This window comes from Methanosarcina acetivorans C2A (assembly GCF_000007345.1).
Classification (GTDB): Archaea; Halobacteriota; Methanosarcinia; order Methanosarcinales; family Methanosarcinaceae; genus Methanosarcina; species Methanosarcina acetivorans.
Genome location: NC_003552.1, coordinates 3869614 through 3896253, shown reverse-complemented (window position 1 = coordinate 3896253; position 26640 = coordinate 3869614). Strand labels below are relative to the sequence as shown.

Here is a 26640-nt window from a genome sequence, read left to right as displayed (position 1 = left end):
CCTTTCTTCACTCACTAATTTGCTCCCTTTCATTTTCTTTAAGTTCCTTTTGGTATTCAAAATATGAATAAACAACAGTAAACCCGGCTACCGAAATTATGGGGACGAAGATGAAATAGATTGCAAATTCCGGGAAAAGGGTCCCTAAAGCTGCGGTTATCCCTGCTATCCTGAAGAGTTTCCCCCCAAGCCGGTTAGTCCCTTTCCAGACTCTTTCGCTGCTGAGAGTCCAGGGTGTCCTGATGCCGATAAACCAGTTCCTCTCCGCGTTTTCCGTAAGAATCCCCATATAATAAAACAGGAGCCCTATCCCAAGAGGGAGCACGGCATTGGGGCTGATCCGAATTCCTGTGTTCCAGAGCAGTACTTGGAGATGGACAGCAATCATAAACAAAACCAGTATCACTATAAACCAGTCGTAATACTTCCTAAATTTTACAATATTCTCTTTCCTGGGGTCGATTCTCGGAAGTACCAGAAACATAATTACAAGCCCTGTTATCAGTAAAGGAATGAAAAAGAGTCCCCAGAGTTTCGACATATAACCGTTCACTTCTCCCTGAGAGTTCCAGTGGGTTGCCATCTGCTCCGGGACCTGTGGGTAAAAATATATTGAAAGGATGAAGGAAAGAAGGACCAGTCCTGTTGTTACGAATATGGCTTTGCGCATGTAAATTCTCTTTATTTTCAAGATATTTATTAATGTGGGATATTTGAAGGTCTGCCAATTCTTATGGACCGACTACGTGTCCAACACTGCATCTTGAACTGAATCTTTCCTTGCATCCTCCCCTGCATCTTACGTTACATCTTGACTTGCATCTTGCCGTATTTCTCGTCTTAAATCTCTCCTTTATCCTGCCTTACCTCTCGTCTTAAATCTCTCCTTTATCCTGCTTTACCTCTCGTCTTAAATCTTGTTTTTCATCTTTCTTTGCCCTTTCACTGTATCTCTATGGCGAGAATATTTCTCAGGTTTCAGTTTTTCTGTTTCTGGAATCCTTATCCTGCGTATGGATTATTTTTCCCGGATTTCATTTTTAACCCGCCAATCAGTGCTGCAATCCCGCCTATAACAAGGAAAATCCCATATATCCAGGGCAGGATAGCAGCACCTGCCAGGGGGTTGACCAGCAGGAGTATCCCGAGGATAATTGTCAGGATTCCGAGAATTGCCACTCCTATTCCTCCTCCTTTGAGGGCCCAAAAAAGTCTGATTGCCCCATATACAATACTCAGGATCCCCAGTATGATTACGAAAAGTGACAGAATTACAAAGGGGCTGTATGGGTATACAAATACCACAATTCCGATAAGTATACCTATGACACCGGAAAGCAGTTTCCAGCCCATGTCCTCTCTGTCTACCAGCAGTGAAATGATTGAAATAACTCCTCCCAGAAACCAGAAGATTCCAAGTATCTGAACCAGTGTTATGGTTGTTGCTACAGGTGAAAATAAAAGAAATAAGCCAATGATGACGGAAATAATCCCTTCAAGTACAACCAGCCACCAGGGGACCTGCAGTACCTCATACTCCACGGCACGGTATTCTGTAGCTGCCTGTTCCATATATTTACCTCCAGAGTTGTTTTGAATCTCAAATCTGATGCTATCGGCTACCCGATAAAAAATCACAGGTATCGAAGATATGTCCAGCTTAAGTATGGAGTCCTGTTCAGCTTAATTCCGAATTTTTGTATAGCTGAAGCACGAATTTTTGCATGGCTTAAGTCCGAATTTTTGTCTAAACTTAAGGCCGAAGTTTCCTGACTCTTCCGCACACCCCACTCAGGTAAGAAGAGCAATCTTTACTATGAATTATATATCAAATATTATATAAATTCTTGATTATTTCTTTATTTTCTAATGTTTCTTGCCATATTCAGGCCTACAACGAATTCTGCTTATGGCTTGCTGGATCTTTTTGAATGTCCCTGAGAACTTCTATCTTCAGTTTCTCAGTATACTGAAAAGTGGGGCTCAACCAATTCGAAACTTTTCTGAACAAAATTATGTGAATTATAAGAAAATTTCAACTTATTCCCGATTGGATACATAAAAAATTACAAATTATTAATATAATGAGGAACAATTTAGTTAATTTTATATCGAATTGTCAGCTTCGTAAAATAAATCATTCTTAAAAATAATAAAGTCCGGCTCAAGATACTTTTCGCTTTTTAATCGAGTATCGCAGCCATAGAATGCGTCTTATGAAGTTTAAAATGGGGATTTGCGGTAACTATTGATCTTGAAATCTTAAAGTAGTGTGTAGGGGTTTTTCTTGTGTGGAAAATGAAAAGAGAATTATCTAGTTTATTTATACTGATCCTTTCACTTCAGGTTTTTTCCGGAAGTGCAGCAGCTGCAATAATTTACGTTGATAGTGACGGGTCCGGAAATTACGCGACAGTTCAGGCTGCGTTAGATAATGCGGTTGACGGAGACACCATAATCGTGAGGCCTGGAAATTATAATGAAGATCTTGCTGTTGATGTCTCTGTAACCCTTAATGGTTCATCCGGGTATCCTACTGTAGGCAAAATCGAAGTTAATCGGCAGTCGCAAATCTCCGGACTCACGATCACAGGGGGAGTCCGTTTTGAGCAGGCTGGCATGTCCTGTATAATCAGGAACAATAAATTCGATGAATGTGGCGTAAGTATAGGCAATAACTACGCTTATGGGAATCAAACAATAATTGATAATCTTTTTACAGACAGCCCGACTGGTGTATTTACATATGACAGTATTTATAACAAAATTACCGGAAACACGTTTCAGAACTGCCACACAGGGATAGAACTTACGTACGGTGGAGGCCTCCATGTTGTCAAAGATAACACTTTCCAGGACTGCGATGTAGGTGTACGCTTAATCGATGACTCTGCTACAATATATAATAATTATTTTAGTAGTGATATCAACCTGGAGCTGGAGGACGACGGAGATGCCCGGTTAAATACTACAAAGACCACAGGTACGAACATTATAGACGGCCCATACATCGGGGGGAATTTCTGGGGCTCTCCCTCAGGAGACGGTTTCTCTCAAATCCACCTGGACACAAACGGCGACGGGATTGCAGAAGAGGAATACCAGGTCGATGAAGGTGTAATTGACTACCTGCCTCTGGTAACTCCCCGGACGGAACCCGAACCGGTTCTTCCGGTCGCAAATTTCCAGGCAAATACAACTCGTGGACATGCCCCTCTTTCGGTTCTCTTTACCGACCTTTCGGAGAATGCAGATTCATGGAACTGGGACTTTGACAACAACGGACAGCCTGACTCTACTGTCCAAAATCCGATATATGTGTATGAAGTTCCGGGAGCTTATACCGTTAACCTGACGGTTAGCAATGCAAACGGCACGGATACCGAAACTGCTGTGATTACCGTGCTGGAAGAAGAACTTCCTGTTCTTCCCGTAGCAAACTTCACATTGAATAAAACCAGCGGTTACTACCCCCTTACGGTCCTCTTCACCGACACTTCACAGAATGCAACTTCGAGAAGCTGGGATGTTAATGGTGACGGAGTCGAGGACTCTAATGAAACAAGCTTTGCTTATATTTACAATTCCAAAGGGACTTACGAAGCCAAACTGACGGTTAGCAATGCAAATGGCACGGATACCGAAACTGCTGTGATTACCGTGCTGGAAGAAGAAATTCCTATTCTTCCCGTAGCAAACTTCACATTGAATAAAACCAGTGGTTACTACCCGCTTGCTGTTCTCTTTACCGACCTTTCGGAGAATGCAACCTCGAGAATCTGGGATGTTAATGGTGACGGAGTCGAGGACTCTGATGAAACAAGCTTTGCTTATATTTACAATTCCAGAGGGACTTACGAAGCCAAACTGACCGTTAGCAATGCAAACGGCACGGATACCGAAACTGCTGTGATTACCGTGCTGGAAGAAGAACTTCCTGTTCTTCCCGTAGCAAACTTCACATTGAATAAAACCAGCGGTTACTACCCCCTTACGGTTCTCTTTACCGACCTTTCGGAGAATGCAGATTCATGGAGCTGGGACTTTGACAACAACGGACAGCCTGACTCTACTGTCCAAAATCCGATATATGTGTATGAAGTTCCGGGAGCTTATACCGTTAACCTGACGGTTAGCAATGCAAACGGCACGGATACCGAAACCGCTGTGATTACCGTGCTGGATGAAGAAATTCCTATTCTTCCCGTAGCAAACTTCACATTGAATAAAACCAGCGGCTATTACCCCCTTACGGTCCTCTTCACCGACACTTCACAGAATGCAACTTCGAGAAGCTGGGATGTTAATGGTGACGGAGTCGAGGACTCTAATGAAACAAGCTTTGCTTATATTTACAATTCCAGAGGGACTTATGAAGCCAAACTGACCGTTAGCAATGCAAACGGCACGGATACCGAAACTGCAACTATAGATGTTGTGAAAAAAAGTAGTAGTGGAAGCAGCGGAGGGGGCGGAGGAGGCGGGGGCTCTCCTGAACCTGCAAAGAATGTTAAAGTAAAGGAGCTTGCCCAGGTCTTCATCACAAATGGAAAGGCTATAAAATTTGATTTTAAGAATAATGCAACCTGTGTCGTGTATGTGAGTTTCGATGCAAAGAAGAATGCAGGCAAGACCACAACCATTGTTGAGGAATTAAAGGGTAAATCCTCACTTGTTTCCGCACTTCCTGCCGGAGAGGTCTACAAATCCTTTAATGTCTGGGTAGGAAATTCCGGATACGCAACCTCAAAGAATATCGAAAACCCTGTCATCTGTTTCAAGGTTGAAAAGGCCTGGATGGAAGATAAAAGCGTGGATCAGGCTTCAATTACCCTCAACAGGTACAATGACAAAAAGTGGGAGCAACTGCCCGCCAAAATCTCAGATGAAGATGATACGTATTTATATTTCGCATCCGACGTCCTGGGCTTCTCTTCCTTTGTAATAACAGGGACTTCAGAAGCTGTTTCTGAAAATGTAATTGAAAACGGGACTTCTCTGGAAACCCGGGCCCTGCAGGATGACGGGAATGAAAGTAAGGGTCCGGAAACGGAGGACGAGCAGGAAGGGAGTACAACATTCTCTGATATCCCTCCGGTCTATGGGATAATCGGTATACTCGTTTTAGGCCTGATATGTGTGATCATTTATCTAAAGCTCCCAAAATAAGGACGTGAAAATGGAACGCCTCAAAGCGTTTCATTTTATATAATTTTTTGTGAGAGCTTATACGCGATAATATTTGCCAATTAATTGATAGATGATTGTTGCTATTCCGAAGTAGCCTATTATCAGGCAGATATAAACGAGGCCGTTTGAAAGAGGGGTATTCCAGTATATGAACGGAATCATTGAAATTTCGGTTATGATAAGGATAAAGGGCAAAATAATGTCCAGAACTGCTATAATTGTATAACAGATCAGAATCCGGGGAAAACTCGGAATGGCTTTAAGGCGATCAGGAATCAGAGCCGGTGGAGCAAGAACAACCATTGGTACTGCAAAAAACAGGGTTTCTATTATCAGCCAGGATACATCGTTCGTGTTCTTTAATAGGGCAAAATTGAGTACTATCCCCGCAAGGATAATAGCTCCATAGGATAGCTTATTCTTGACTTGGCGCAGGATAGTATATGTAATCGTAAGGGTTGTATAACCCGCCAGAATTATAAAAAAACTGATAAATAGAATTATATACAGAAACCCTTCCTCATTAGTCATAAAATCCTCATTTCCAGAAACAAACCTCTAATATCTTTATAGAGGGTACAGGATTAAAAATTATAAAAGTTTCTGTTTAGATTACTCCTTTCATTGAAATAAAAAAAAGAATGGACCGGTCGGGAATTGAACCCGAGGCCTCTACCATGCCAAGGTAGCGATCTTCCCCTGATCTACCGGCCCATGTTACATCTTGCTTCGCCAGCACTCCCTCATACACTCAGTATCGTATATAAAACTGTCGCCACATAGGCTCAGCTTCCTGTAAATAAAATTTAGAGTATGAAATATCCTGAATATCCGAGCAAAAGTTATAAGTAGTAAATCGAGTATTAGAAGTGTTGTCGGATTGGGATGCTTTCCCGAAAAAAGCCTTTCAACTCCGGTAATTCTAAATAAACCTGACATTCGGGCCCGTAGCTTAGCCTGGTGGAGCGCACGGCTGATAACCGTGAGGTCCTGCGTTCGAATCGCAGCGGGCCCACCATAAATAAAAAATCTCTTTTCGGAGAATTTCAGGTTTTTCAGAACTAATTTACTTTCATTTCGGGCCCGTAGCTTAGCCTGGTGGAGCGCACGGCTGATAACCGTGAGGTCCTGCGTTCGAATCGCAGCGGGCCCACCATACTTTCTCTTAACTTTTTTTGTTAAAGCTGTCCTTTTTTGTTTGTATAATTACATTTTCTCGTAGACTTATCCGGGATGTTTGTTACTTGTCTGTTTCTTATTGAGTTTTTATGGCTTCTTTATCGCTTTTACTCTCTGGGTTTCTTCCGGGTCTTTTTCGTCTTCTCCTTCTTTTTTCTGTCTTCTCTTCTTTTCCGTGGGAAAGACCGCTCTCCTGCGTCGAGCGGGATAAGAACGACCCGGCATGGCTAATAAGGTTGTACAGGTCAGAGAATTCATAATTTAGTTCAACTTGAGCGAAACTAACTGTAAAAATCCATCTAGTAGTCTGCTTGAGCGAAGTTAACTGCTAAAACCGACAAAGTAGTCCTCTTGAGCGAAACGAAGTGGAGCGAAAAGGACCTCGTGCTCCCGAAGCGAAATTCGGGTGAATAAAAAAAGTGAGGGTGGGGTTTTAATCCCCTTTAAGACAGAACGGCTTTTTGATAATAGAAGTCTATACAATTGGCGTCTGCACCGGACTTCAGTGCCATTCTATCCCCTATCACAAATTTCAGGCAATGTGCTTCAGGCGTTCGATGTTCCTCAGCACAAGTTTGCTTTCGGCTATGATTTCTTCTTCGATCTTGCTGACTATGCAGTCCATGGGGACTGTAAGCCTGTACAGCTTGATCGGTCTGCCTTTACCTTTTGATTTCTTTTCTTCCCGGATGTCAACCCAGTTGTTTTCGCGGAGGTACCGCATCGCAACACTGACTTCCGGCTGTCTCAGGCCAGATACCATCTCGATGCTCTGGGAAGAGATTTCTCTCCCTTTTGCAAGGCAGGCAAGGGTAAGAGCAATTGGCCTGCTGACGTTGATCTTTCTAAACAATTCAATCATTTCATATTCGTTTGATCCCATGATGGGGATCTCGGTCGTTATGTCAGTAGTTTCTAAAGCTAAACCACTTTCATCTACCATTTAATCACCCGAAGAACCATTATAGAGTGAATTAATATAAATATTTACTTATCTTTTAGTTTTAATATATGTTTATATATAATTAAAATTTCAACTGTGGGCATGGTTAACGTTCTTCTTAACGAGGCTAATGCTTTCATTTCTCTTTTCTGAGCTTGGTTTACTTTTCCGGCTCTTCTTATATATAAAATCTCAAAAGTGCCCTGACTGCTTTCTTCATAAATTAATTTCATCTTATGCTGGGATATTTTCCAGAAGTCGTGTTATTTTACTTCAACAAAAAGTCTTTTTGGACTTAAAAGAGTATTAAAAAACCTTAATAACTATTTAAAATCTATATTCTTTTTTTGTTGTCTTAAAAAGTAGTATTTACTGCATTTAAATAAAAATAAAATAAGAATCCTGAGTTTTTATCTTTGGATACATAATTGAAAAATTATAAAATGTGGGCTGCAGAATGCAATTATTTGTAGAAAGAACGGTTCCCTATTTATAAAAAATTGGGTGCCAGAGATGTTGGGTCATTGATGAAATGATTTTAGGAATCTCCACGCAGGATCTGAACAAAAAAGCAAAAAGAGAGGATGGTAAACCTTTGATTATACTGTTCAGGTTGTGGAGAGTTATTCCCTGATCACATTCTCAGGTTTTTAATTTGAGACTGAACCCTGGATGTGAGCCTGTAAGGGGAAAAATGTTTAAGCTCAACTTTTTCCGATCCTTCAGGAAAGGCTCTTGAGACGTTCTATGTTCTGAAGTATGGTCTTGCTCTCAGCGATGACGTTTTCTTCTATTGTGTCAATAATTGTTTCCATCTGGACCGTCAGTTTGTAGAGCTTGACCGGTCTGCCTTTACCGTGGTTTTTCTTTTCTTCCCTCATATCTACCCATTCATTCTCACGCAGGTAGCGCATTGCAATGCTGACTTCCGGTTGTCTCAGCCCTGATACCATTTCTATACGCTGGGAAGAGATCTCGTCTCCTTTTGAGAGGCACGCAAGAGTTAAGGCTACGGGTCTGTTTATATTAAGCCTCCTCAAAAGCTCAACCATTTCGTATTCAACCTCTCCCATTTTAAAATCATTTTCTTCTGATATTAGCCCATTATCTGCCACAACTATCATCTGCCGTTTATACCGGTAGAGTGCCTCACATTCGGCACAGGTATCATGTTTTATCCAGTATCATCAGATCATGGAAATATATTATTTTCAAATAAAACAATTTCAATGAATTTTATCAAGCATTCAAATGTCTTTTTTACTTTTCCACTTCTTTCGTATAATATATTTCTATTTGTTTAAATTTAAAATCTGAGGAAGTGTCTGATCAATCTGCCGCTTCAGTCGATTTTAATAATAATACTCTCTCCCTATATATAATTATATGCATATAAAAACTTTCTAACAAAAATAGGCAATAAATTTATTTACGGAATTTCCGGAACAGCAGGCGAAGAGATGAGCTGTAAAATATGATTTTTTGTAGTTCTTCATTCAGGTATATATAGGATTAAAACTTAGTTTGTATAATATTCTCAAATATTCTCAACGTGAAGATGCAACTTAACTCAGGCAGAAGAACGTTGAAATCTCTTTTACTCTGATGTTTTTATCCCATTCAGGTAATTACTTTTCAAAAACTATCCTTTTTGGGAAAATTTCCAGGGACTTTCCGGCAAGTCTTAAATACGAATCCCTGAAAGATTTAGTATAATGACTGATGGGATGACTGACGGGCTGAACAAAGCTGCCGTATTTATCTGCCACTGCAGCGGGAATATTTCCGAACATGTTGATATTGATGCCGTGAAAAAAACCCTTAAGGCAGAAGGGATTTCGGTTTTTGATTATGAGTACATGTGCTCAAGTCAGGGACAGGCTCTTATTAAAAAGAAGATTGTGGAGGGGAGCCTGGACAGGGTGGTAATAGGTTCATGCACTCCATCCAAACACGGTACTCTCTTTAAAAAGTGCATACAGGAAACCGGTTTGAACAGGGCAGGGCTTGAAATTGCAAATCTCAGGGAACAATGTGCCTGGGTGCACCCTGACCGGACCGGAGCTACAGAAAAAGCTCTTTCCCTCCTGAGGGCCAAACTCAAACGCCTGGAAAATGTAGAGCCCCTGGATGAAATCAAAGTCGATATCGCTCAGCAGGCCCTTGTTATCGGTGGGGGAATAGCAGGAATTACGGCTGCACTGAACCTTGCAGATAACGGAGTTTCCACTGTTCTTGTTGAGAATAACTCAAGCATAGGCGGGCAGATGGCAAAAATCGGGAAGATATTTTCCCCGGACAAGCTTGCTGAAGAATGTGCAATGTGCTCTCTCAGTCCTCTGATGAATGAGGTTGCAGCCCACCCGAAAATTACACTTTTGACCCGGACCGAAGTTGAAAGCCTGAGCGGGAGCGCAGGAAACTTTACGATCAGGCTAAGGAAAAAGCCAAGATACGTCAAAGACAGCTGTACGGCATGCGGGAGGTGCAGCCGGGTCTGTCCAGTCCAGGTTGAAGACGAGTTCAACTGCGGACATATGGACAAAAAGGCAATTTCTCTTCGCTTCTCCCAGTCAGTCCCCAAGATCTACTGTATTGATCCCGATTATTGCCTTCAGCTGAATGGTGAAGCCTGCGGAAAATGTGCGGATGCCTGTAAAAACGAAGCAATTGACTTTTCCCAGAAGGAAGAGATCGTTGAACTTAACGTGGGGGCAGTTGTTGTTGCCACCGGGTTTGAGGAGTATGACGTCTCCCAGAAACCCCAGTACGGATACGGGATTTTCGAAAACGTGCTGACCCAGATGGAACTTGCCAGAGTTCTTGGCATCAATGGCCCTACAAAAGGAGAACTCCTGAGAGTCTCAGATTTCAGCAAAGCTTCCAGCGATCCTACCCCTGCAACCTGTGATTCAAGGTGCGAAGATTCATCTGATGAATCCCAAGGTACCGACACGCCAAAAAGAATAGTCATGATCCAGTGTGTGGGATCAAGGGATGAAAAAGAAGGGGGAAACCGCTACTGTTCCAGATACTGCTGCATGGCAGCTCTGAAACATGCAAGCCTGATTAAGAAAAAACATCCGGAAACGGAAATCACGATTTGCTACATTGATGTCAGGGCTTTTGGTTTCTATGAAAATTATTACCGCGCAGTTCAGGAGACCGGAGTCAACTTTGTGCGGGGAAGGCCTGCCGAAGTTATTGAAAAGCCGGATAAGAGCCTTGTTGTAAGAGTCGAGGATACCCTTGACCAGAAAATGAGGGAACTTCCTGCCGACCTTGTTGTGCTTTCCGCAGCAATGGTGCCTTCTCCCGGGACCAGGAAAATTGCCAGTGTGCTGAACCTGAGCCAGGATGAAAGCGGCTTTATCAAGGAAAGGCACTCCAAGCTGAAACCCGTGGACAGTTCCCTTGACGGAATCTTTGTCTGCGGCACTGCCCAGAGCCCCAAGGACGTTACCGATACCATTGCCCAGGCAGGACTTGCAGCCGTAAGGGCAAGGGCTTTCATTACGGACAGCCCGAAGGTGCTGGATAATGAAATTGCGACCATTAACCAGTTGCTCTGCACGCGCTGCGGAGAATGCCTTAAATGCCCCTTCGATGCCCTCTCCGTAAATGAGAGCGGAAGGGTAGTGCTTGACCCGCTTATCTGCACAGGCTGCGGATACTGTACCAAGCTCTGCGGAGAAGGAGCCGTCCAGATCGCAGGCTTTACGAAACTCCAGCTGAAAGCCGAGATGGAGGGTGTGCTCGAAGAAGGGGATGTGCTCGGCTTTGTAAACAGCGGGATTGCTTCCCTTACCTGTGACAATATCGGTAACAGTGTGCTTACTTACCCTTCGAATGTCAAATTGATAAAGGTCCCGACCGGCCTTGTAGTGGACAGAGACCTGGTGCTGCACGCCTTCAGGCACGGGGCGTCTTCTGTCCTTTTTGTAGAGGACCCACCAGACAACCCGAGGGCTGAGGTGATATATCCTCTTACTGTCAGCCACTTTGAGGAACTCAAAGAGGAACTTGGAGATTCAGGAAACCGGATCTATTTCAAAAAAGCATATGTTCCGAACACAAAAGGGCTTGCAGGAACTTTCACCAGCCTTGCCCGGGAAGGAGAGATGATAAGATGATACCATATGTAAAGATGATGCCATATGTAAACGAATACGATACCCCGGAGTGTAAAACTCTTGCAGAGACCGCAAAGAAAAGTATCCGAACCCCTGAGTCCCTCGGACTGGACCGCTGTATCCAGTGCGGAGCCTGCACTGCTTCCTGTCCTGCAGCCCGGTTTACGGACTACAGCCCCCGACAGATCGTAAAAAAAGTGCTCGAAAATGATCGCAGTGTGCTTGAATCCGAAATGATCTGGTCCTGCTTCTACTGCTATTCCTGCAATTTGCGCTGTCCCAGGAACAACAGCCCCGTAACAATCGTGCAGGTTCTCCGGCAGATGGCTATCAACGAAGGAATCAGGGTTGAAAAGCTTGCCTATTTCCTTGAGATCGGAGAGCACCTCGGAGAAAACGGAGCCAGCAAGGTTCCGGGCGCTGGCATCAAAAACATGGAAAAAGACCTTGGAGAACGCTGGATTGGAATTAAAAGGAAGCTGGAACCAATACGTTCCGAACTTGGGCTCAGTGCCAGGGATGTCAGGAACACCCATGGAGAGGTTCAGGCTATTCTTGAGAGCACGGGCTATTTCGAAAGGGAAAAGTGGATCAAAGCAAGGGTCCAGGAAAAGGGAATCCGGGGTTTTCTGAAGACGGACCGCACAGGGACATCCTGCACTGAAAAGAAGAAAAACAGCGGAGACTTAGGCTTTGAAAGCGATAGAGAGTATACCGGACAGGAAGCTCTTACTGTTTAAGAGCTGCATGGTCGGGCAGGAATACCCCGGAATCGAAACAGCCACCAGTTACGTGTTTGACCGGCTTGGGGTAGATTACTGCATAAACGACGAGCAGTCCTGCTGTACAGGAATAGGCCACTATACCGATGTCTTTGAAGGGCTCACAACAGCCGCCATTGCAGCCCGGAACTTTGCCGTCGCCAGAAAGTGCGGGTACCCGAACATTACCTGCCTCTGTTCAACCTGTTATGCCATAAACAAGGACGCATGCGAACTCCTTAACACCAACGATGGGGTCCGGGAAAAAGTCAACTCCATCTTCCGGGAAAAAGGCTTTGATGACCTTGTCTATGAAAAGGACTCCATGAACCCCAGAACCAATATCTATCACGCAGTCGAGGTCCTCCTGAGCAAAGTCGAAAAGATCCGGGAAGAGATAAAGTTCGATTTCCCCGGCGTTAAAGCAGCCTCTCATCACGCCTGCCACTATTATAAAGTCAAATACCTTGACGTAATCGGAAACCCCGAAAACCCCCAGCTTATAGACACGATAGCCGAAGCCTGCGGGGCATCCCCTGTGCGCTGGTACGAAGATCGAACCCTCACCTGCGGAATGGGCTTTTCCCAGCTCCACCTCAATAAAAGCACCTCTCTCCAGGTTACCAAAACAAAACTTGACAGCCTCCAGAGAGCCGGTGTGGAGCTAATGATCCATATGTGCCCGAACTGCCATATCCAGTACGACCGCTACCAGCCCGTTATCGAAAAAGAGTTCGGGGTTGAGTACGACATGGTGCACATGAACATTGCCCAGTTCGTAGCCCTCTCAATGGGAGCAGACCCCTACAAAGTATGCGGTTTCCAGACTCACTCCGTGCCTCTGGAAGGATTTCTTGAAAAGACCGGAATAATATAATGTCCAGTTTCAAAGTAGAACTGGCTACCTTTTTTATTACATCGGGAGTGAAGAGGGTCACGGCTTGAAACGTTTTTAAAAATGTGTATCTAAATTACTGATCATTAATGTAGTCAATAGATACGGTAAAAATACTTTCATTATTTTCGAGCTCATTTTTCATTTTGACTGCATCTTCCTCTGGAATCCAATACCTGGATCCATCCGGCTTTTCAAAGCTAATATAGCACCAGACGAACTTTTTCACCTTAGTGTCATATTTATTCAGTATCGAAAGAAACTTTTCATCATTGACAGCCTGTTCGGATACCGCGATTACGTAAGAATCTCCTTTTCTGATGCCAGTAGCAGAAGAAGATATAATCCAATCTTTATTCTCTTTCTCCATCCCTTTTCTCAATTCGCGTCTTATATCCAGATTATCTTTGTCTACCATAATGTAGTATTTGTTTCCCACAGAACCCGTGTTGCAATCTATGCTATAGTTCGTAGTCATGTTATGGTTTTCAAGAACAGCTTTAACTTCCGATTCGGAAGCTCCGTCTTCGAATCGGATGTTCATACCACCCACCTTTAGCTCATTGTTAGCTGGCGTTCTAATATCACTTAGTGGGTTTGTAAACAATCCCAAAAGCACTACGAGAGTTAGAAATACAATAAAAATAGTTATTTCCTTGCTGATTTTCATACCAACACCTAAAAAAGATGTGAGGTTTTAATCCCTTTTATATATGGTTAATTTCAGAACTAGTGGCTTACAACTGCTTGTGTATCAATCCGGTGTCAACGGCGGTTAAGAATTCCCCATTTTCGGCGGATTAAAATTCCCCAATTCTCAATCCTTGAGAAAAGTTCGAGGATTGTGAATCATGCTGAAAAAGGAGGATTTATTCTTGATTCGAGATTTAAGTTCACAAAACTTGAGCATTAGTGAAATCGCCAGACAAACCGGTTTTGACAGGAAAACTGTGAGGAAATATCTCCTGCTGAAAACCTTACCTGAACCCCAGAAACGTCCCGGAAGAAAGAGCAAGCTTGATCCATATAAACCTTATATACTTAAAAAGCTTGAAGAAGGCTCCTACACTGCTGCTCGGCTCTATCGGGAAATCAAAGAAATGGGTTTTGATGGAGGAATGACCATCGTCAAGGACTTTGTAAGAAAAGTCCGACCTCAGCAGGGAGTCCCTGCTGTACTCCGCTATGAAACAAAACCAGGTGTACAGGCTCAGGTTGACTGGGCAGAGATGGGAACAGTTGAGGTTGATGGAAAGATAAAGAAACTCTTTTGCTTCAACATGATTCTTGGATATTCCAGGATGAAATATGTTGAATTTACACTGGGCATAGACACTTCCACTCTTATCCAGTGTCATCTGAACGCCTTTGAGTACTTTGGAGGATTTACACAGGAGATTCTCTATGATAACATGAAACAGGTTGTTATCAAAAGAGCCTTAAAATCATCAGATTCTGAATGGAACTCACAGTTTGAGGATTTCTTCAAATGCTTTGGTTTTATTCCACGGTTATGCAGGCCTTACAGGCCTCAGACAAAAGGTAAAATTGAAAAAACGGTAGGCTATGTCAAGAGGGATTTCTTCCTTGGAAGACGATTTACCTCTCTCGAAGACCTGAACGGCCAAGTTCACAGGTGGTTGGAAAGGGTAAATTCAACTGTCCACGGAACAACCTATCAAATCCCCCTTGAACGTTTTAAGGAGGAGAAACTGATCCCTCTGGATCAGGTTCCTCCTTACAAAGTTGTCCATAAGGAGACCAGAAAGGTCTCCAGAGACTGTTATATTTCGTTCCTTGGAAATAAGTATTCTGTTCCTTACAGGTTTGCAGGAAGAACTGCAGAGCTTCAGATTTTTGAAGGAATATTCGAGGTCTATGTTGATTATGAGAAGGTTTGTGAACATGAAATTCTTTCAGGTAATTGTAGGGTTTCCAGAAAAAAGGAACATTTTCAGGGTCTCCTGAGTGAGATTCTTAAAGAGAATTCAAAATGCAAGAAAGAATTACAGATTCCGTTGAAGTTCTCAGGTCCTGAAGTTGAAAAGAGGTCTCTTGACATCTATGAAACATTCAGTGACGGTGATTTTGAATGAACAATTTCAGCTATGAGAGACTTCACAGTAACCTGCAATACCTCAAACTGAATACTATTGAAGAGGTTCTGGACAACTATCTTGAAATTGCTGCAAGAGATAGCAAGACAACAATGGAAGTACTTGATTATCTGTTTGAACAGGAAAAGAAGTACAGAGAAGCTGCTGCAATTGAGAGAAAAATGAAAAGTGCAGCATTTCCTGTGAAAAAGACTCTTGAGGAATTCGATTTTGAATTTCAGAAATCCATTGATAAAAAAGCAATCGAAGACCTTGCAACCTTGAGATTTGTTCATAATTTAGAGAATGTCGTTTTCCTTGGTCCTCCCGGAGTTGGAAAGTCTCATCTTGCAATCGCTCTTGGGATTGAAGTAGCAAAAGCAGGGATTTCGGTTTACTTTACCAATACAGGAAACCTTATCGAGAAGTTGAAAATAGCAAATCGAGAAGGAATGCTTGAAAAGAAACTCAAAGGCTTTATGAAATTTAAAGTTCTGATCATTGATGAAATGGGTTATCTCCCATTTGATGAGGAAGGAGCTCACTGTTTATTTCAGTTGATTTCCAGACGTTATGAAAAGAGTTCGACCATCTTTACGTCAAATAAATCATATGGAGAATGGGGAGAGATATTCAAAGACCAGGTAATAGCGGCTGCTGTACTTGATAGAATTCTCCATCACTGTACTACAATTAACATCAGAGGAGAAAGTTACAGGCTGAAAGAAAGGAAGAAACATGGTATAAAATCAGGAAATATCTACCAGTAATTTCTAACAAGTTTATGAAAAATTGAGTAAAATTTATATCAAAAGATGGGGAAATTTAAACCGACCAATGTGGGGAAAATTAAACCGCTGTTGACATCCGGATAGGAAATGAACAAACGTCGCCAAGGACTTTTGAGTATCCGACTCTCTGTTACTTCTTCCTGAACTTCCACCCTACATACAGGCAGGTCAGGCTTCCCAATAATCCGAAGCCTGGAGCAGAGTTATTTTTTCTCGATTCATTTTCATTTGAGCCATTATCATTATCAGATTCTGAATTATTATTGTTTGAGTTATTGAGTTTGATATCGTTTATTTTTTCAGAGGATGATAAATTAGTTTCTTCAACTCCCATATCTTCAGTTGAACTGGGGGTTGCCCTTATACTTTGATCAGTCATATCAGAATTTGTAAGAGGCCCAATGGCAACTTTAGTAGGATAGTTTATAGTATATTTTCCTGCATTCACAGTCGCTGTAACTTTGTTTGTTGCCGTGTCAATCACTGAGACATTACCACTTTCAGCATTTGCCACATATGCCTTTTTTCCATCTGGTGTGATTGCAATTCCCATTGGCTGTTTTCCTACAGGCACAGTGGCTGTAACATTGTTAGTTGTTGTATCAATTACAGAAACATTGTTGCTGTGAGAATTCGCTACATATACCTTTTTTCCATAAGGACTGATTGCAATATCACTGGGGCTATCTCCTACGTGCACGGTGGCTGTGACATTGTCTATAGCTGTGTCGATTACAGAAACAGTGTTGCTACCTGAATTAGTCACGTACACCTTATTTCCATTAGGACTAACTGCAACTTCATAAGGACTGTCTCCTACAGGTATAGTGGCTGTAATTTTGTTTGTAATCGCATCAATTACAGAAGTAGTATTGTTGAAACTGTTAGTGACATAGATTTTTTCCCCATCCGGTGTAAATGCAACATTACGGGTAATCAGCCCCACATTAATCGGTTCCATTAAAGTGTTTGTTGCTGTGTTAATTATAGAGATATTGGTGCTGTCACGATCTGTCACATAAACCTTTGTTCCTGCAGGGTTAACTGCAACTCCCATAGGATAACTTCCTGCATCCACCCTGGAACTAACTGTATTTGTTGCGGTGTCAATTACAGAGACAGTTGTGCTGACCGGACTTGGGGTTGCCACATATACCTTTGTTCCTACCGGGTTGACTACAACATCTCTAGGCCAGCCTCCTACAGGCACCACATCTGTAAGATTATCAGTTGCAGTGTCAATTACAAAAACGGTTCCTGTATCGATTCCCGGACTCGTCACATATGCAAACGGAGCTGCACCTGCTAAACCAGCCAATATTAAAATCGCAAGTGAAGTTATTCCAAAAGCTCTTATGAGGGTATATCCTCTGCATGCTTTATTAGACATTGCCACAAATGGAAATGGAATAGAAAAGGTGTCAATATGTATTGTTGAGATAGTTTTACTTTTCATCTTTTTCACCAAGCAGTGTTTGTTTTCATGCCAGTGCCATTATCAAAAAATTTGGACGTAGGATATTTTTCTAAAATCTTCGAAAAGGTGTCAATATGTATTGTTGAGATAGTTTTACTTTTCATCTTTCTCACCAAGCAGTGTTTGTTTTCATGCCAGTGCCATTATCAAAAAATTTGGACGTAGGATATTTTTCTAAAATCTTCATTAGTTTAGTCAATTTCAGGATAAAAACAAACGAATTACAAAAAGAAACAATTTCTGATAAAAGTATATTTTTATTGTCTAATTGGGTTTTGCATCTTGACTTAATAAATAGATTAAAATAGTGAGAATTTCGATAAACTCTATTTTTTGATTAATCACATCTCAGATTTACATCTACAACCGTTGGAAACCAAATGTTTATCGAAATTCTCTGAGGAATTTAGTGTATGTATACACGTTTTCTTTCTGTCCCGCTGCCAATTCGTTCTATTTTTGGTGTACCATTCGATCCAACAGGCATTGGATCATTAATATACATATAGTAATATCCGTTTTGAATTAGGTATCCTTGGCAAACTCTAAAATGATCTATAGTCAAACTGTAAAATGGTCTGTTATTGTTTATTTCTGTAGTAACGCCAGTAGTAGTACAAGTATTAGTGTAAGTTCCCGTTTTTCCCCATTTATCTTCAGCCCATATTATCACGTCATTAGCTGCGAGTCCAGAACTGGGTTCTTCGTCAGGATCGAAAGGGAAATAGTAATAAATAGAGTTTTGTGTCGGAGTTGGATATCCATAGTACAAGGAAATCATTTGAATACATGCTGGACCACACCAATATGGGTCTTCTTGTCCACGAAGGGGAACACCAAGTGTTACACTTGTGCTTTTTGGCGTTATCGTTGCATCGCCACTGAGTTTTTCAATATTTTCTTCCGTGACTGCCGCATTAATATTAACTCCTTTATTAGCCGCAGCTTGTTCTATAGATTTTGTGAATTGATCACTTTTCTCCCACTCTTTTAAATTCTCTTCCACTCCATTCTCCAATTTCATCTCATACATTGACCAAACTCCAGGCTCGGTTTCAGTTGCAGGTTTATCTTCTACCTCTTTAAGAGTATATGCATCTACAAATATCCGGTGTTTAACTCCAGTGACTTTATCTTTTATAACGGTCATTGCCCCGATACTTGGATAGCTGTATACAACCATTTTAGTTGATTTGATTTCCCCATCTGGGTATTCATTTTTAGCGATTTCTTTTGACTTCTTCATGGCTTCAGCCACTTTATAAGTTTCAGGATCAAATGTAATGTCGTTGAATGAGTTTCCCAGCGTTTTATTGGCATAAATGTCAATTGTACCTATCAATTTTTTTTCTTTGTATACTGAGAATTGATAAAATAATTTCTGACCATTTATGTCATAAAGCTCAACCGGTTTGGGATCAACAGATGCACCGGTCCAGTTTTCAAAGCCTGGTGCATCGGCTGCTATGAAACTTATCATGTTTGCATTGGCATGCTTAAAAGCTTCCTCAACAGTTACAGAATAATTTTTTTCTTCCTGTGCACTTACTGCCGGCATTAACACCATACCAATCAGCAGTGTTGCTAAAACAAGTATACTTACTCCAATTTTATTACGGTTCATTATTTTATCTCCTGTGTATCTTATACCCAGGAGGCAGAATCAGACAAGCTAAACCTTAAATACAGACAAAGCTAACATAACTCATGCCTTTAGGGCGTGTTTTGTGGAGTTCGGGCGGTACCTGGAAAGCACTTCTGAACTCCATAAATCCCTTTTATCTAACTCCTTATAAGTTTTCTGTGTAAATTCTCAAACAATTCGATTTTCGAACTGATTTTGAGTCTGTAATTGCCTGTAATAGTTCCTTGACCTTGACAGTTTGATGATTTGGCCAGAAATTATATAAATATGTATATTATCTCATTATATATTCAAGTACTTCTCTATAAACTTCCTAATTCCACTGAATATTCTCATATACTGATTTTTGGTTAAATCTCACAGTTTTACTATATAGAATCAGTGTTTGTATCTTATAAGAGTCTTTATATATTGTAATCCTTCTAATTTTTGGCATATTTAGTTATGCATTAGGTAACCTGTATTTTAGACAAATTATGACAAAATATCGCTCACACCCTTACCTGCGGAATGGGCTTTTCTCAGCTCCACCTTAACAAAATACCTTTCTCCAGGTTACCAAAACTAAATTCGACAGTCTCCAGAGAGCCGGCGTGGAGTTAATGCTCCATATGCGCCCGAACTGCTATTAGTACGACCGCTATCATCCCGTGCTGCAATACAATCATTGCTGCAATAATCAAAAAATAGAATACGGCGGGTAATTACCTTTTCCCAAGTTTCCACCCTACATACAGGCCGGCTAGGCTTTCCAATAACCCGAAGCCTGGAGTAGAGTTATTTTTGCTCGAATCATTTGCATTTGAGCCATTATCATTATCAGATTCTGGATTATTTTCATCGCTGTAATTATTTAATTCGACAGCGTTTATTTCTTCAGATGAAGAAATATTAGTTACTTCAATCCCTCTGTCTTCAGTTGAACTGGAGATTGCCCCTGTGCTTTGGGAAGTCATATCAGAATCTGTAAGAGGTACTATTACAACTCCAGTAGGAAGAATTCCTGCATTTACCGTAGCCGCAACAGTATCTGTGGCTGTGTCAATCACTGAGACATTGCTGCTTCTGGAGTTTGTCACGTATACTCTTTTTCCATCTGGTGTGACTGCAATTCCCATAGGTTGTTCTCCAACAGGCACGTTGGCTATTACATTATCTGTGGCCGTGTCAATTACAGAGACGCTATTGCTACCAAAGTTCACTAAATATACCCTATTTCCATCTGGGTTGATTACAATTTTACGAGAAGAAGTTCCTACAGGTATAGTGGCTATTACATTATTCGTAGCTGTGTCAATTACGGAAACAGTGTTATTGTTAGCTACATATACTTTATTTCCATTAGAAGTTACTGCAACAAGATTGGGCGAGTTTCCTACAGGCACAGTGGCTATTACATTATCCGTGGCTGTGTTAATTACAGAGACAGTGTTGCTGTCATAGTTGAGTACGTATACCTTTTTTCCGTCCGGTGTGACTGCAATTCCACAAGGGGAGTCTCCTACAGATATATTGGCTGTAACTTTATTTGTAGCTGCATCAATTACATAGATAGTGTTGTTGTTACAATTTGCAGCATAGATTTTTTTTCCATCCGGGGTAAATGCAATACCATAAGTACTCGGCCCCACAATAATCGGTGCCATTAAAGTGTTTGTCGCTGGATTAATTACAAAGATGTCAGTGTAGTCATGCTGTTTCGTTACATAAACTCTTGTTCCTGCAGGGTTAAATGTAATTCTTGCAGGATAACTACTTCCTAAATTTACTTTGGCACTAACCTTATTTGTGGCTGTGTCAATTACATATACAGTGGAGTCGGAAGGCGAGTCCACCACATATATCTTTGTTCCTGCAGGGTTGACTGCAACTCCTACAGGCCATCCTCCGCCGAGAGGCACTCTGGCTGTAACATTGTTAGTTGCTGTGTCAATTACAGCGACATTAGGACCTCTCTGATCATAATCTCCTATATTTGTCACATATGCAAATGGAGCTGCACCTGCTATGCCCACCAGTATTAAAATCGCAAGTGCAGTTATTCCAAAAGCTCTTATGAGGGTATATCCTCTGCATACTTTATTAGACATTGCCACAAATGGGAATGGAATAGAAAAGGTGTCAATATGTATTGTTGAGATAGTTTTACTTTTCATCTTTTTCACCAAGCAGTGTTTGTTTTCATGCCAGTGCCATTATCAAAAAATTTGGACGTAGGATATTTTTCTAAAATCTTCATTAGTTTAGTCAATTTCAGGATAAAAACAAACGAGTTACAAGACAAAACAATTTCAGGTGAAACAGTTAAATCTAATTTTCAGGCAGCCTCTTAGGTCGTGGGGTCATATGGAGGATAAAGGTAATCAAATCGTATAGTAAAAATATTTTCATTTTGTTCAAGTTCATTCTTTAACCTTATTGCATCTTCTTTCGAAATCCAGTACGTCAGAGGTCCATCACTATAAAGAAAACGGATATCACACCAAACAAACTTTTCCAATTGAAGATTATATTTACTTAACATCATAATAAAATTTTTATTATGAATAACTCGTTCAGATATTGTAATTATGTAATAATTTCCTTTTTCGATAGCTGGAATAGGTTCAGTCCAAGTTTTCTCTTTTTCAAGTTTACCTTTTACATCTGTTATATTTTCTTTGTTCACCATTATGTAATATTCCGGATAATGATTAGCGTCAAATGTTATTCTATAGTTCTGAGTCATGTTATAGTTTTGAAGAGTAGATTTTACTTCAGACTCAGAAGTTCCATTTTTAAATTGAATAGCCATACCAGCTACTTGAGATTCAGGATCTATAGTAGATGTACTAACTGGTGTAGATGTATTAACTGGAGTAGATGTATTAACTGGAGTAGATGTATTAACTGGAGTAGATGTATTAACTGGAGTAGATGTATTAATTGGAGCTTGTGTAAATAGTGTCCATAAGAGTAAGAGACTCAGCAAAACAATAAAGGCAACAATTTCCTTTCTAACATTACTCATTTCTACCACACCGCAAGTGATGATGTGTTTTAGTTATTCATCGTTTTGATTACGTGGATATAGTAACGAGTATCTTTTGTGATTTTGAAAAATTTACAATGAGGATCTAGATAAACCCAATTTTTAGCTGGCTATATGTAAAAACTATAATCAACAGTTAAAACCGAGTTTTGTCAAACTCCTCTGAGGAATTTCAAGGCTTCACATATATACGTGCGATTTCTCCATTAGCGCCACTGCGTTCAATTATATGTGAACCATATCAAACAGACAATGGATGATTGATGCAAGCGGTCCGATAACTCAAATCCTGTATTACTTCTTCCTGAACTTCCAACCTCCATAAATGCAGGTCAGGCTTACTAATAATCCAAAACCTGGAGTAGAGTTATTTTTGCTTGAATCATTTTCATTTGAGCCATTATCATTATCAGATTCTGAATTCTTTTCATCGCTGTAATTATTTAATTCGACAGCGTTTATTTCTTCAGATGATAAGTTAGTTTCTTCAACCCCTATGTCTTCAGTTACGTTGGAGTTTGTCCCTGTGCTTTGGGCAGTCATATCAGAATCTGTAAGAGGTACAATTACAACATTAGTAGGGTAGACTCCTGCATTCACCGTAGCCGTAACAGTGTCTGTGGCTGTGTCAATCACTGAGACATTATCGCTTTCAGCGTTTGCCACATATACCTTTTTTCCGTCCGGTGTGACTACAAGTTCATAAGGACTGTCTCCTACAGATATATTGGCTGTAACTTTGTTTGTAGTCGCATCAATTACATAGATAGTGTTGTTGTTACAATTTGCAGCATAGATTTTTTTTCCATCCGGGGTAAATGCAATACTATAAGTACTCGGCCCCACAATAATCGGTGCCATTAAAGTGTTTGTCGCTGGATTAATTACAAAGATGTCAGGGTAGTCGTGCTGTTTCGTTACATAAACTCTTGTTCCTGCAGGGTTAAATGTAATTCTTGCAGGATAACTACTTCCTAAATTCACTTTGGCACTAACCTTATTTGTGGCTGTGTCAATTACATAGACAGTGGAGTCGGAAGGCGAGTCCACCACATATATCTTTGTTCCTGCAGGGTTGACTGCAACTCCTACAGGCCATCCTCCGCCGAGAGGCACTCTGACTGTAACATTGTTAGTTGCTGTGTCAATTACAGCGACATTAGGACCTCTCTGATCATAATCTCCTATATTTGTCACATATGCAAACGGAGCCGCACCTGCTACACCAGCGAATGTTAAAATCGTAAGTGAAATGATTCCCAAAACTTTTATGAGAGTGTGCTCTTGATATTTTTTATTACATGTTATTTCTTCCATTTTAAACCCCAACTTATGAACTTATGAAAAAGTAACGACATGTAACGACATCATCGATTCCTCATGGATTCTATTCATACCAGTACTTTAAAAATGAGGGGAGCATAAATTCCACTTATGCACGGTTGATTTTTGAAGCAGCGACTTCAATTGTTTTTATTTCGAACCGGAATCTAAATGCATATACTTTTCCAACGACTTTTGGTTATCCAATCCACCGTAACTTTTTTTTGAACTTCCACTTCCATATTGGCAAGCCAAGCTTCCCAATGACCTGAAGCTTAGAATATTACCCTTCAATATCATCCAGGCCTACAATCAAAACTTTCTCATTTGTTTCGAGCTCATTTTTTATCCTGATTGCATCCCTCTCCAGAATACAATTCTTTCCCACAACCCAGTCCGCTGGTCCATCTCCAAAATGGATATAACACACGACTACCTTTTTTAACTGTAGATTATTTTTTTCCAGTATTGTAAGAAAATTTTCATCCGGAACAAATTCTTCAGATAATATAATTATGTTATAATTCCCTTTTTTGAGTTCAATTTCAGAAATCAGATTTTCATTTTTCCTCAATTCATTTATCTTATCTTCATCTACTTTTACGTAGTACACTCCTCGTCCAATATTAGAATTATAGTCTATGGTATAATTCACAGGTATATCGTAATTTTCAAGAATGGCTGTAACTTCCGGCTCAGTAGTTTCATTTTCAAATTGAATAAGTAAACCAGCTACTTTAACTTCTTGAGATTGCATCATCAGTACTAAGAAAGTTAGAAGAACAATAAAAACAACTACTACTTTGCTAATTTTATTCAGGTCAATCACCGTAAAAAATGGGGAGTTTTAATTCCTCACATATATACGATTAATTTCAGAACCATATGCTCCCCAATATGGTATACGGAAATACACAGGGTTAGGATCACCTATACGCAAATATTCATCCGAACCACTTATTTTGTATCCACGACACATTCGAGCATGATCCTCAACTCCACTCTTGAAAGGTCTTCCATTGTCAATTTCATTAGTAGCTCCTGCAAAAGTCACATACAGACAAAGCTAACGTAACTCATGCCTTCAAGGCGTGTTTTGTGGAGTTCGGGCGGTACCTGGAAAGCACTTCTGAACTCCATAAATTCCTCTTATATAACTCCTTATAAGTTTTCTGACCATATCCTTTAACTATTCGTTCTTCATACCTGTTTTGAATCTAGAATTATCCCTTGACCGTTGATAGTTCGATGGTCTGGCCAGAAACTATATTTATAAGTATTCGACTGCAATCATATCCAGTATATTTATAAAAATCCGAAGTAACACGAAATAAAGTTTACTAAGCCAATACTTGCATTGGCTCATAATATGCTTGAACTTCTTTGCAGTCCCAGGAACCTCGGTATTTCCATCAGGACAAAAAGTAATATGCAGCTACACTACATCTTTTGCCATCGTGCGGTTCCTAAAACATGCAGAATTTCGAAATCTGGCACTAAGTTTTGTTAACTTTATAAATCAGGTGGATAAAAATAGGAGTCTTTTTAATTTTTTCTGGTTTTTCTTCAATTTCAAGACAACCACAAAATTTCATCCCAATTTGAGCAAATCAATTCACTCATTTAAAAATGTTGATTCATTTACACAAGCATTCACCAAAATTTTCCAAATTGTGGAACTATTTTTGTGGGAATTTCCGACAGCTACAGCTATAAGCCATCAAGTTTAAGAACTAATTATTCTCCAATTCTAGCATTATCCATATTGGAATCTTGCTCTCATTAAAGGTGAGAAACCTTTCCATTTTCCAGTGCTGAAACACCGTTTGTTGAAAAAAGTAAATAGATTGTAACAAAAATTAGTTAGTCCATTATCGGTTTTGAATGACCTTGCTTTGTCTACGATATCACATATCAAAGAAAATATTTGTTCCATTGTATTATCTGTCTCAGGTGTAAAACCTTTTTTCAAGAAGCTCACATTCTTGCTGAAAATCTCTTCGGCATAAGAAATCGCTTTATGAGACGCTTCAGAAAGTTCAAGATCAGAGTTAAATTCTCGTATCTTCTGAATATGCGCAACAGCACTGATAACCGTATCAGAAAGTATCAATTGAGATATCTCATTGTAGGTAATCTTATCGTTATCTGGAATCTCTTCAATAGAACTGAATTCCTCATAATACCTCTTACTAACGTTTTTTAATTGATGAAACACACAAAAAGAATGAGTCACTTCAGGAAAGACCATTTTTACGGCTCCAATGATCGCTTTATCCTCATCAGAAACAATCTTTTTGATTTTATCTTCAGGAAATCGGTTCTTTATTCGTATAAAAAGAGGCATCAGAGCCTCAATTGTTGGTAACCTCTCAGTTACTTCAAAATCTAAAATGACCTTCTCTTTGGTAGCAACAACGTAAACAGATTTATATCGCATTTTTTTCCATTCTTTCTTTGTGAGTTTCGTTCCAATAAATTCTTCAAGCTTTTTTTTCCATCCATTCTTGATCCAATTCCCATCAACATACAATGTTTCTTCAAAGCTAACTCCTTGGTTCAAAAGTTCTTGCTTTGAAAGTTTTGCTAGTTTCTGTTCATATAACCACAATGAAGTGGGACAAGGAGCTCTTCCACAGACATTTATTACTCCTTCTGTATATGTTTCCCCAATTCGCCGAGAATTGTGCAGACTGCATCGTCCATCGTATCTGACATTTATTTGTGTATCATAATATTCAGAACTGTAATTTGCAGAACCCTGAACACCAATAACCTGATCATGATAATGTTTCTTACAAGTGGGACAAAGCCAGTATGTAACATTGAGAGATATAGTGCCGTAACGTGATATAATAAAACGAGTGTGATGAGAGTTAACATGTAATTTACTTCCACAACTATCACACTGAGTAGGGGAGAATATAGAGAACATAGGATAGTATCGATTTTCAACCAAAACTTTTGGCAAAGGAATTATTATTTTGCCGTCAACTATTGTTTTTATCATTGATTTATCTATTGCAATGTTTCCTTTTCCCATAAATAGAAAAAATATATCAATATAATTAAAATTTTATTGTTTTGCACGATATAGAGGGAAAACGAAAAACCAGAAAATAATAAAAAGTCTCAAAAATAGAGGGAAGAATAAGAGGATTGGAATAGGAGGATTA

The 26640-nt window shown here is 40.3% G+C and carries 20 protein-coding genes and 3 tRNA genes; 8 read left to right on the top strand and 15 right to left on the bottom strand.

Features of this window, described 5'->3' with window-relative positions; all coding sequences use genetic code 11:
- Window positions 1-7 precede the first annotated feature (7 nt).
- Complete coding sequence (locus MA_RS16405) at window positions 8-670, bottom strand: SdpI family protein (protein ID WP_048065619.1); 663 nt, start codon at window positions 668-670, stop codon at window positions 8-10.
- A gap of 332 nt (window positions 671-1002) precedes the next feature.
- Entirely contained in the window at window positions 1003-1572 is a 570-nt protein-coding gene (locus MA_RS16400; RefSeq protein ID WP_048065618.1) for an HdeD family acid-resistance protein, read from the bottom strand.
- A gap of 726 nt (window positions 1573-2298) precedes the next feature.
- Between MA_RS16400 and MA_RS28875 the strand changes: the two genes are divergently transcribed.
- On the top strand, window positions 2299-5169 hold the full coding sequence (locus tag MA_RS28875) for a PGF-pre-PGF domain-containing protein (RefSeq protein ID WP_226990888.1): 2871 nt from the start codon (window positions 2299-2301) through the stop codon (window positions 5167-5169).
- Between the two features lie 57 nt (window positions 5170-5226).
- On the opposite strand, the gene MA_RS16390 is transcribed toward MA_RS28875, so the two are convergent.
- The gene (locus MA_RS16390) at window positions 5227-5721 is read right to left on the bottom strand and encodes a hypothetical protein (protein WP_011023070.1); all 495 of its coding nucleotides are present in this window, start codon (window positions 5719-5721) and stop codon (window positions 5227-5229) included.
- 111 nt (window positions 5722-5832) lie between these two features.
- Window positions 5833-5904, bottom strand: a tRNA-Ala gene (locus MA_RS16385).
- A 227-nt stretch (window positions 5905-6131) separates the two neighbouring features.
- Between MA_RS16385 and MA_RS16380 the strand changes: the two genes are divergently transcribed.
- A tRNA-Ile gene (locus MA_RS16380) sits at window positions 6132-6208 on the top strand.
- A gap of 61 nt (window positions 6209-6269) precedes the next feature.
- Window positions 6270-6346, top strand: a tRNA-Ile gene (locus MA_RS16375).
- 110 nt (window positions 6347-6456) lie between these two features.
- Here MA_RS16375 and MA_RS27325 read toward each other — a convergent pair.
- The 3 genes from MA_RS27325 to MA_RS16360 form a co-directional block, all read right to left on the bottom strand.
- Window positions 6457-6627: a hypothetical protein gene (locus tag MA_RS27325; RefSeq protein WP_157860287.1), complete on the bottom strand. Its 171-nt coding sequence runs from the start codon at window positions 6625-6627 to the stop codon at window positions 6457-6459.
- A 274-nt stretch (window positions 6628-6901) separates the two neighbouring features.
- Window positions 6902-7312 carry a transcriptional regulator gene (locus tag MA_RS16370; protein ID WP_011023068.1) on the bottom strand — a complete coding sequence of 137 codons (411 nt, stop codon included), beginning with the start codon at window positions 7310-7312 and terminating at the stop codon, window positions 6902-6904.
- Window positions 7313-8034: 722 nt separating this feature from the next.
- Complete coding sequence (locus tag MA_RS16360) at window positions 8035-8436, bottom strand: transcriptional regulator (RefSeq protein WP_011023067.1); 402 nt, start codon at window positions 8434-8436, stop codon at window positions 8035-8037.
- Between the two features lie 591 nt (window positions 8437-9027).
- Between MA_RS16360 and hdrA the strand changes: the two genes are divergently transcribed.
- The 3 genes from hdrA to hdrB are packed head-to-tail and all read left to right on the top strand — an operon-like array spanning window position 9028 to window position 13083.
- Window positions 9028-11445, top strand: a complete 2418-nt coding sequence (hdrA, locus tag MA_RS16355; RefSeq protein WP_048065616.1) for a ferredoxin:CoB-CoM heterodisulfide reductase subunit HdrA — start codon at window positions 9028-9030, stop codon at window positions 11443-11445.
- Window positions 11442-12185, top strand: coding sequence for a ferredoxin:CoB-CoM heterodisulfide reductase subunit HdrC (hdrC, locus tag MA_RS16350; RefSeq protein ID WP_011023065.1), 744 nt, complete (start codon window positions 11442-11444; stop codon window positions 12183-12185). Before hdrA ends, hdrC begins: the two co-directional genes overlap by 4 nt.
- Window positions 12139-13083, top strand: coding sequence for a ferredoxin:CoB-CoM heterodisulfide reductase subunit HdrB (gene hdrB / locus MA_RS16345; RefSeq protein WP_011023064.1), 945 nt, complete (start codon window positions 12139-12141; stop codon window positions 13081-13083). Before hdrC ends, hdrB begins: the two co-directional genes overlap by 47 nt.
- A 94-nt stretch (window positions 13084-13177) precedes the next feature.
- On the opposite strand, the gene MA_RS16340 is transcribed toward hdrB, so the two are convergent.
- Window positions 13178-13645, bottom strand: a complete 468-nt coding sequence (locus MA_RS16340; protein WP_226990632.1) for a UPF0228 family protein — start codon at window positions 13643-13645, stop codon at window positions 13178-13180.
- Window positions 13646-13952: 307 nt separating this feature from the next.
- Here MA_RS16340 and istA point away from each other — a divergent pair, with 307 nt between their 5' ends.
- Window positions 13953-15197: an IS21-like element ISMac9 family transposase gene (gene istA / locus MA_RS16335; RefSeq protein ID WP_011023062.1), complete on the top strand. Its 1245-nt coding sequence runs from the start codon at window positions 13953-13955 to the stop codon at window positions 15195-15197.
- Window positions 15194-15967, top strand: coding sequence for an IS21-like element ISMac9 family helper ATPase IstB (gene istB, locus MA_RS16330; protein WP_011023061.1), 774 nt, complete (start codon window positions 15194-15196; stop codon window positions 15965-15967). Before istA ends, istB begins: the two co-directional genes overlap by 4 nt.
- Window positions 15968-16118: 151 nt before the next feature.
- On the opposite strand, the gene MA_RS16325 is transcribed toward istB, so the two are convergent.
- The 7 genes from MA_RS16325 to MA_RS16295 form a co-directional block, all read right to left on the bottom strand.
- On the bottom strand, window positions 16119-17378 hold the full coding sequence (locus MA_RS16325; protein WP_048066448.1) for a beta-propeller fold lactonase family protein: 1260 nt from the start codon (window positions 17376-17378) through the stop codon (window positions 16119-16121).
- Between the two features lie 493 nt (window positions 17379-17871).
- Window positions 17872-19089, bottom strand: coding sequence for a C39 family peptidase (locus MA_RS16320; protein WP_011023059.1), 1218 nt, complete (start codon window positions 19087-19089; stop codon window positions 17872-17874).
- A 725-nt stretch (window positions 19090-19814) separates the two neighbouring features.
- Complete coding sequence (locus MA_RS16315) at window positions 19815-21266, bottom strand: beta-propeller fold lactonase family protein (RefSeq protein ID WP_085984853.1); 1452 nt, start codon at window positions 21264-21266, stop codon at window positions 19815-19817.
- Window positions 21267-21439: 173 nt separating this feature from the next.
- Complete coding sequence (locus MA_RS16310; RefSeq protein WP_226990631.1) at window positions 21440-22120, bottom strand: UPF0228 family protein; 681 nt, start codon at window positions 22118-22120, stop codon at window positions 21440-21442.
- A 315-nt stretch (window positions 22121-22435) separates the two neighbouring features.
- Entirely contained in the window at window positions 22436-23458 is a 1023-nt protein-coding gene (locus MA_RS16305) for a beta-propeller fold lactonase family protein (RefSeq protein WP_048065615.1), read from the bottom strand.
- A gap of 289 nt (window positions 23459-23747) precedes the next feature.
- Complete coding sequence (locus MA_RS16300; RefSeq protein ID WP_048066446.1) at window positions 23748-24284, bottom strand: UPF0228 family protein; 537 nt, start codon at window positions 24282-24284, stop codon at window positions 23748-23750.
- A 936-nt stretch (window positions 24285-25220) separates the two neighbouring features.
- Entirely contained in the window at window positions 25221-26507 is a 1287-nt protein-coding gene (locus MA_RS16295; RefSeq protein ID WP_011021898.1) for a transposase, read from the bottom strand.
- Between the last annotated feature and the right edge of the window lie 133 nt (window positions 26508-26640).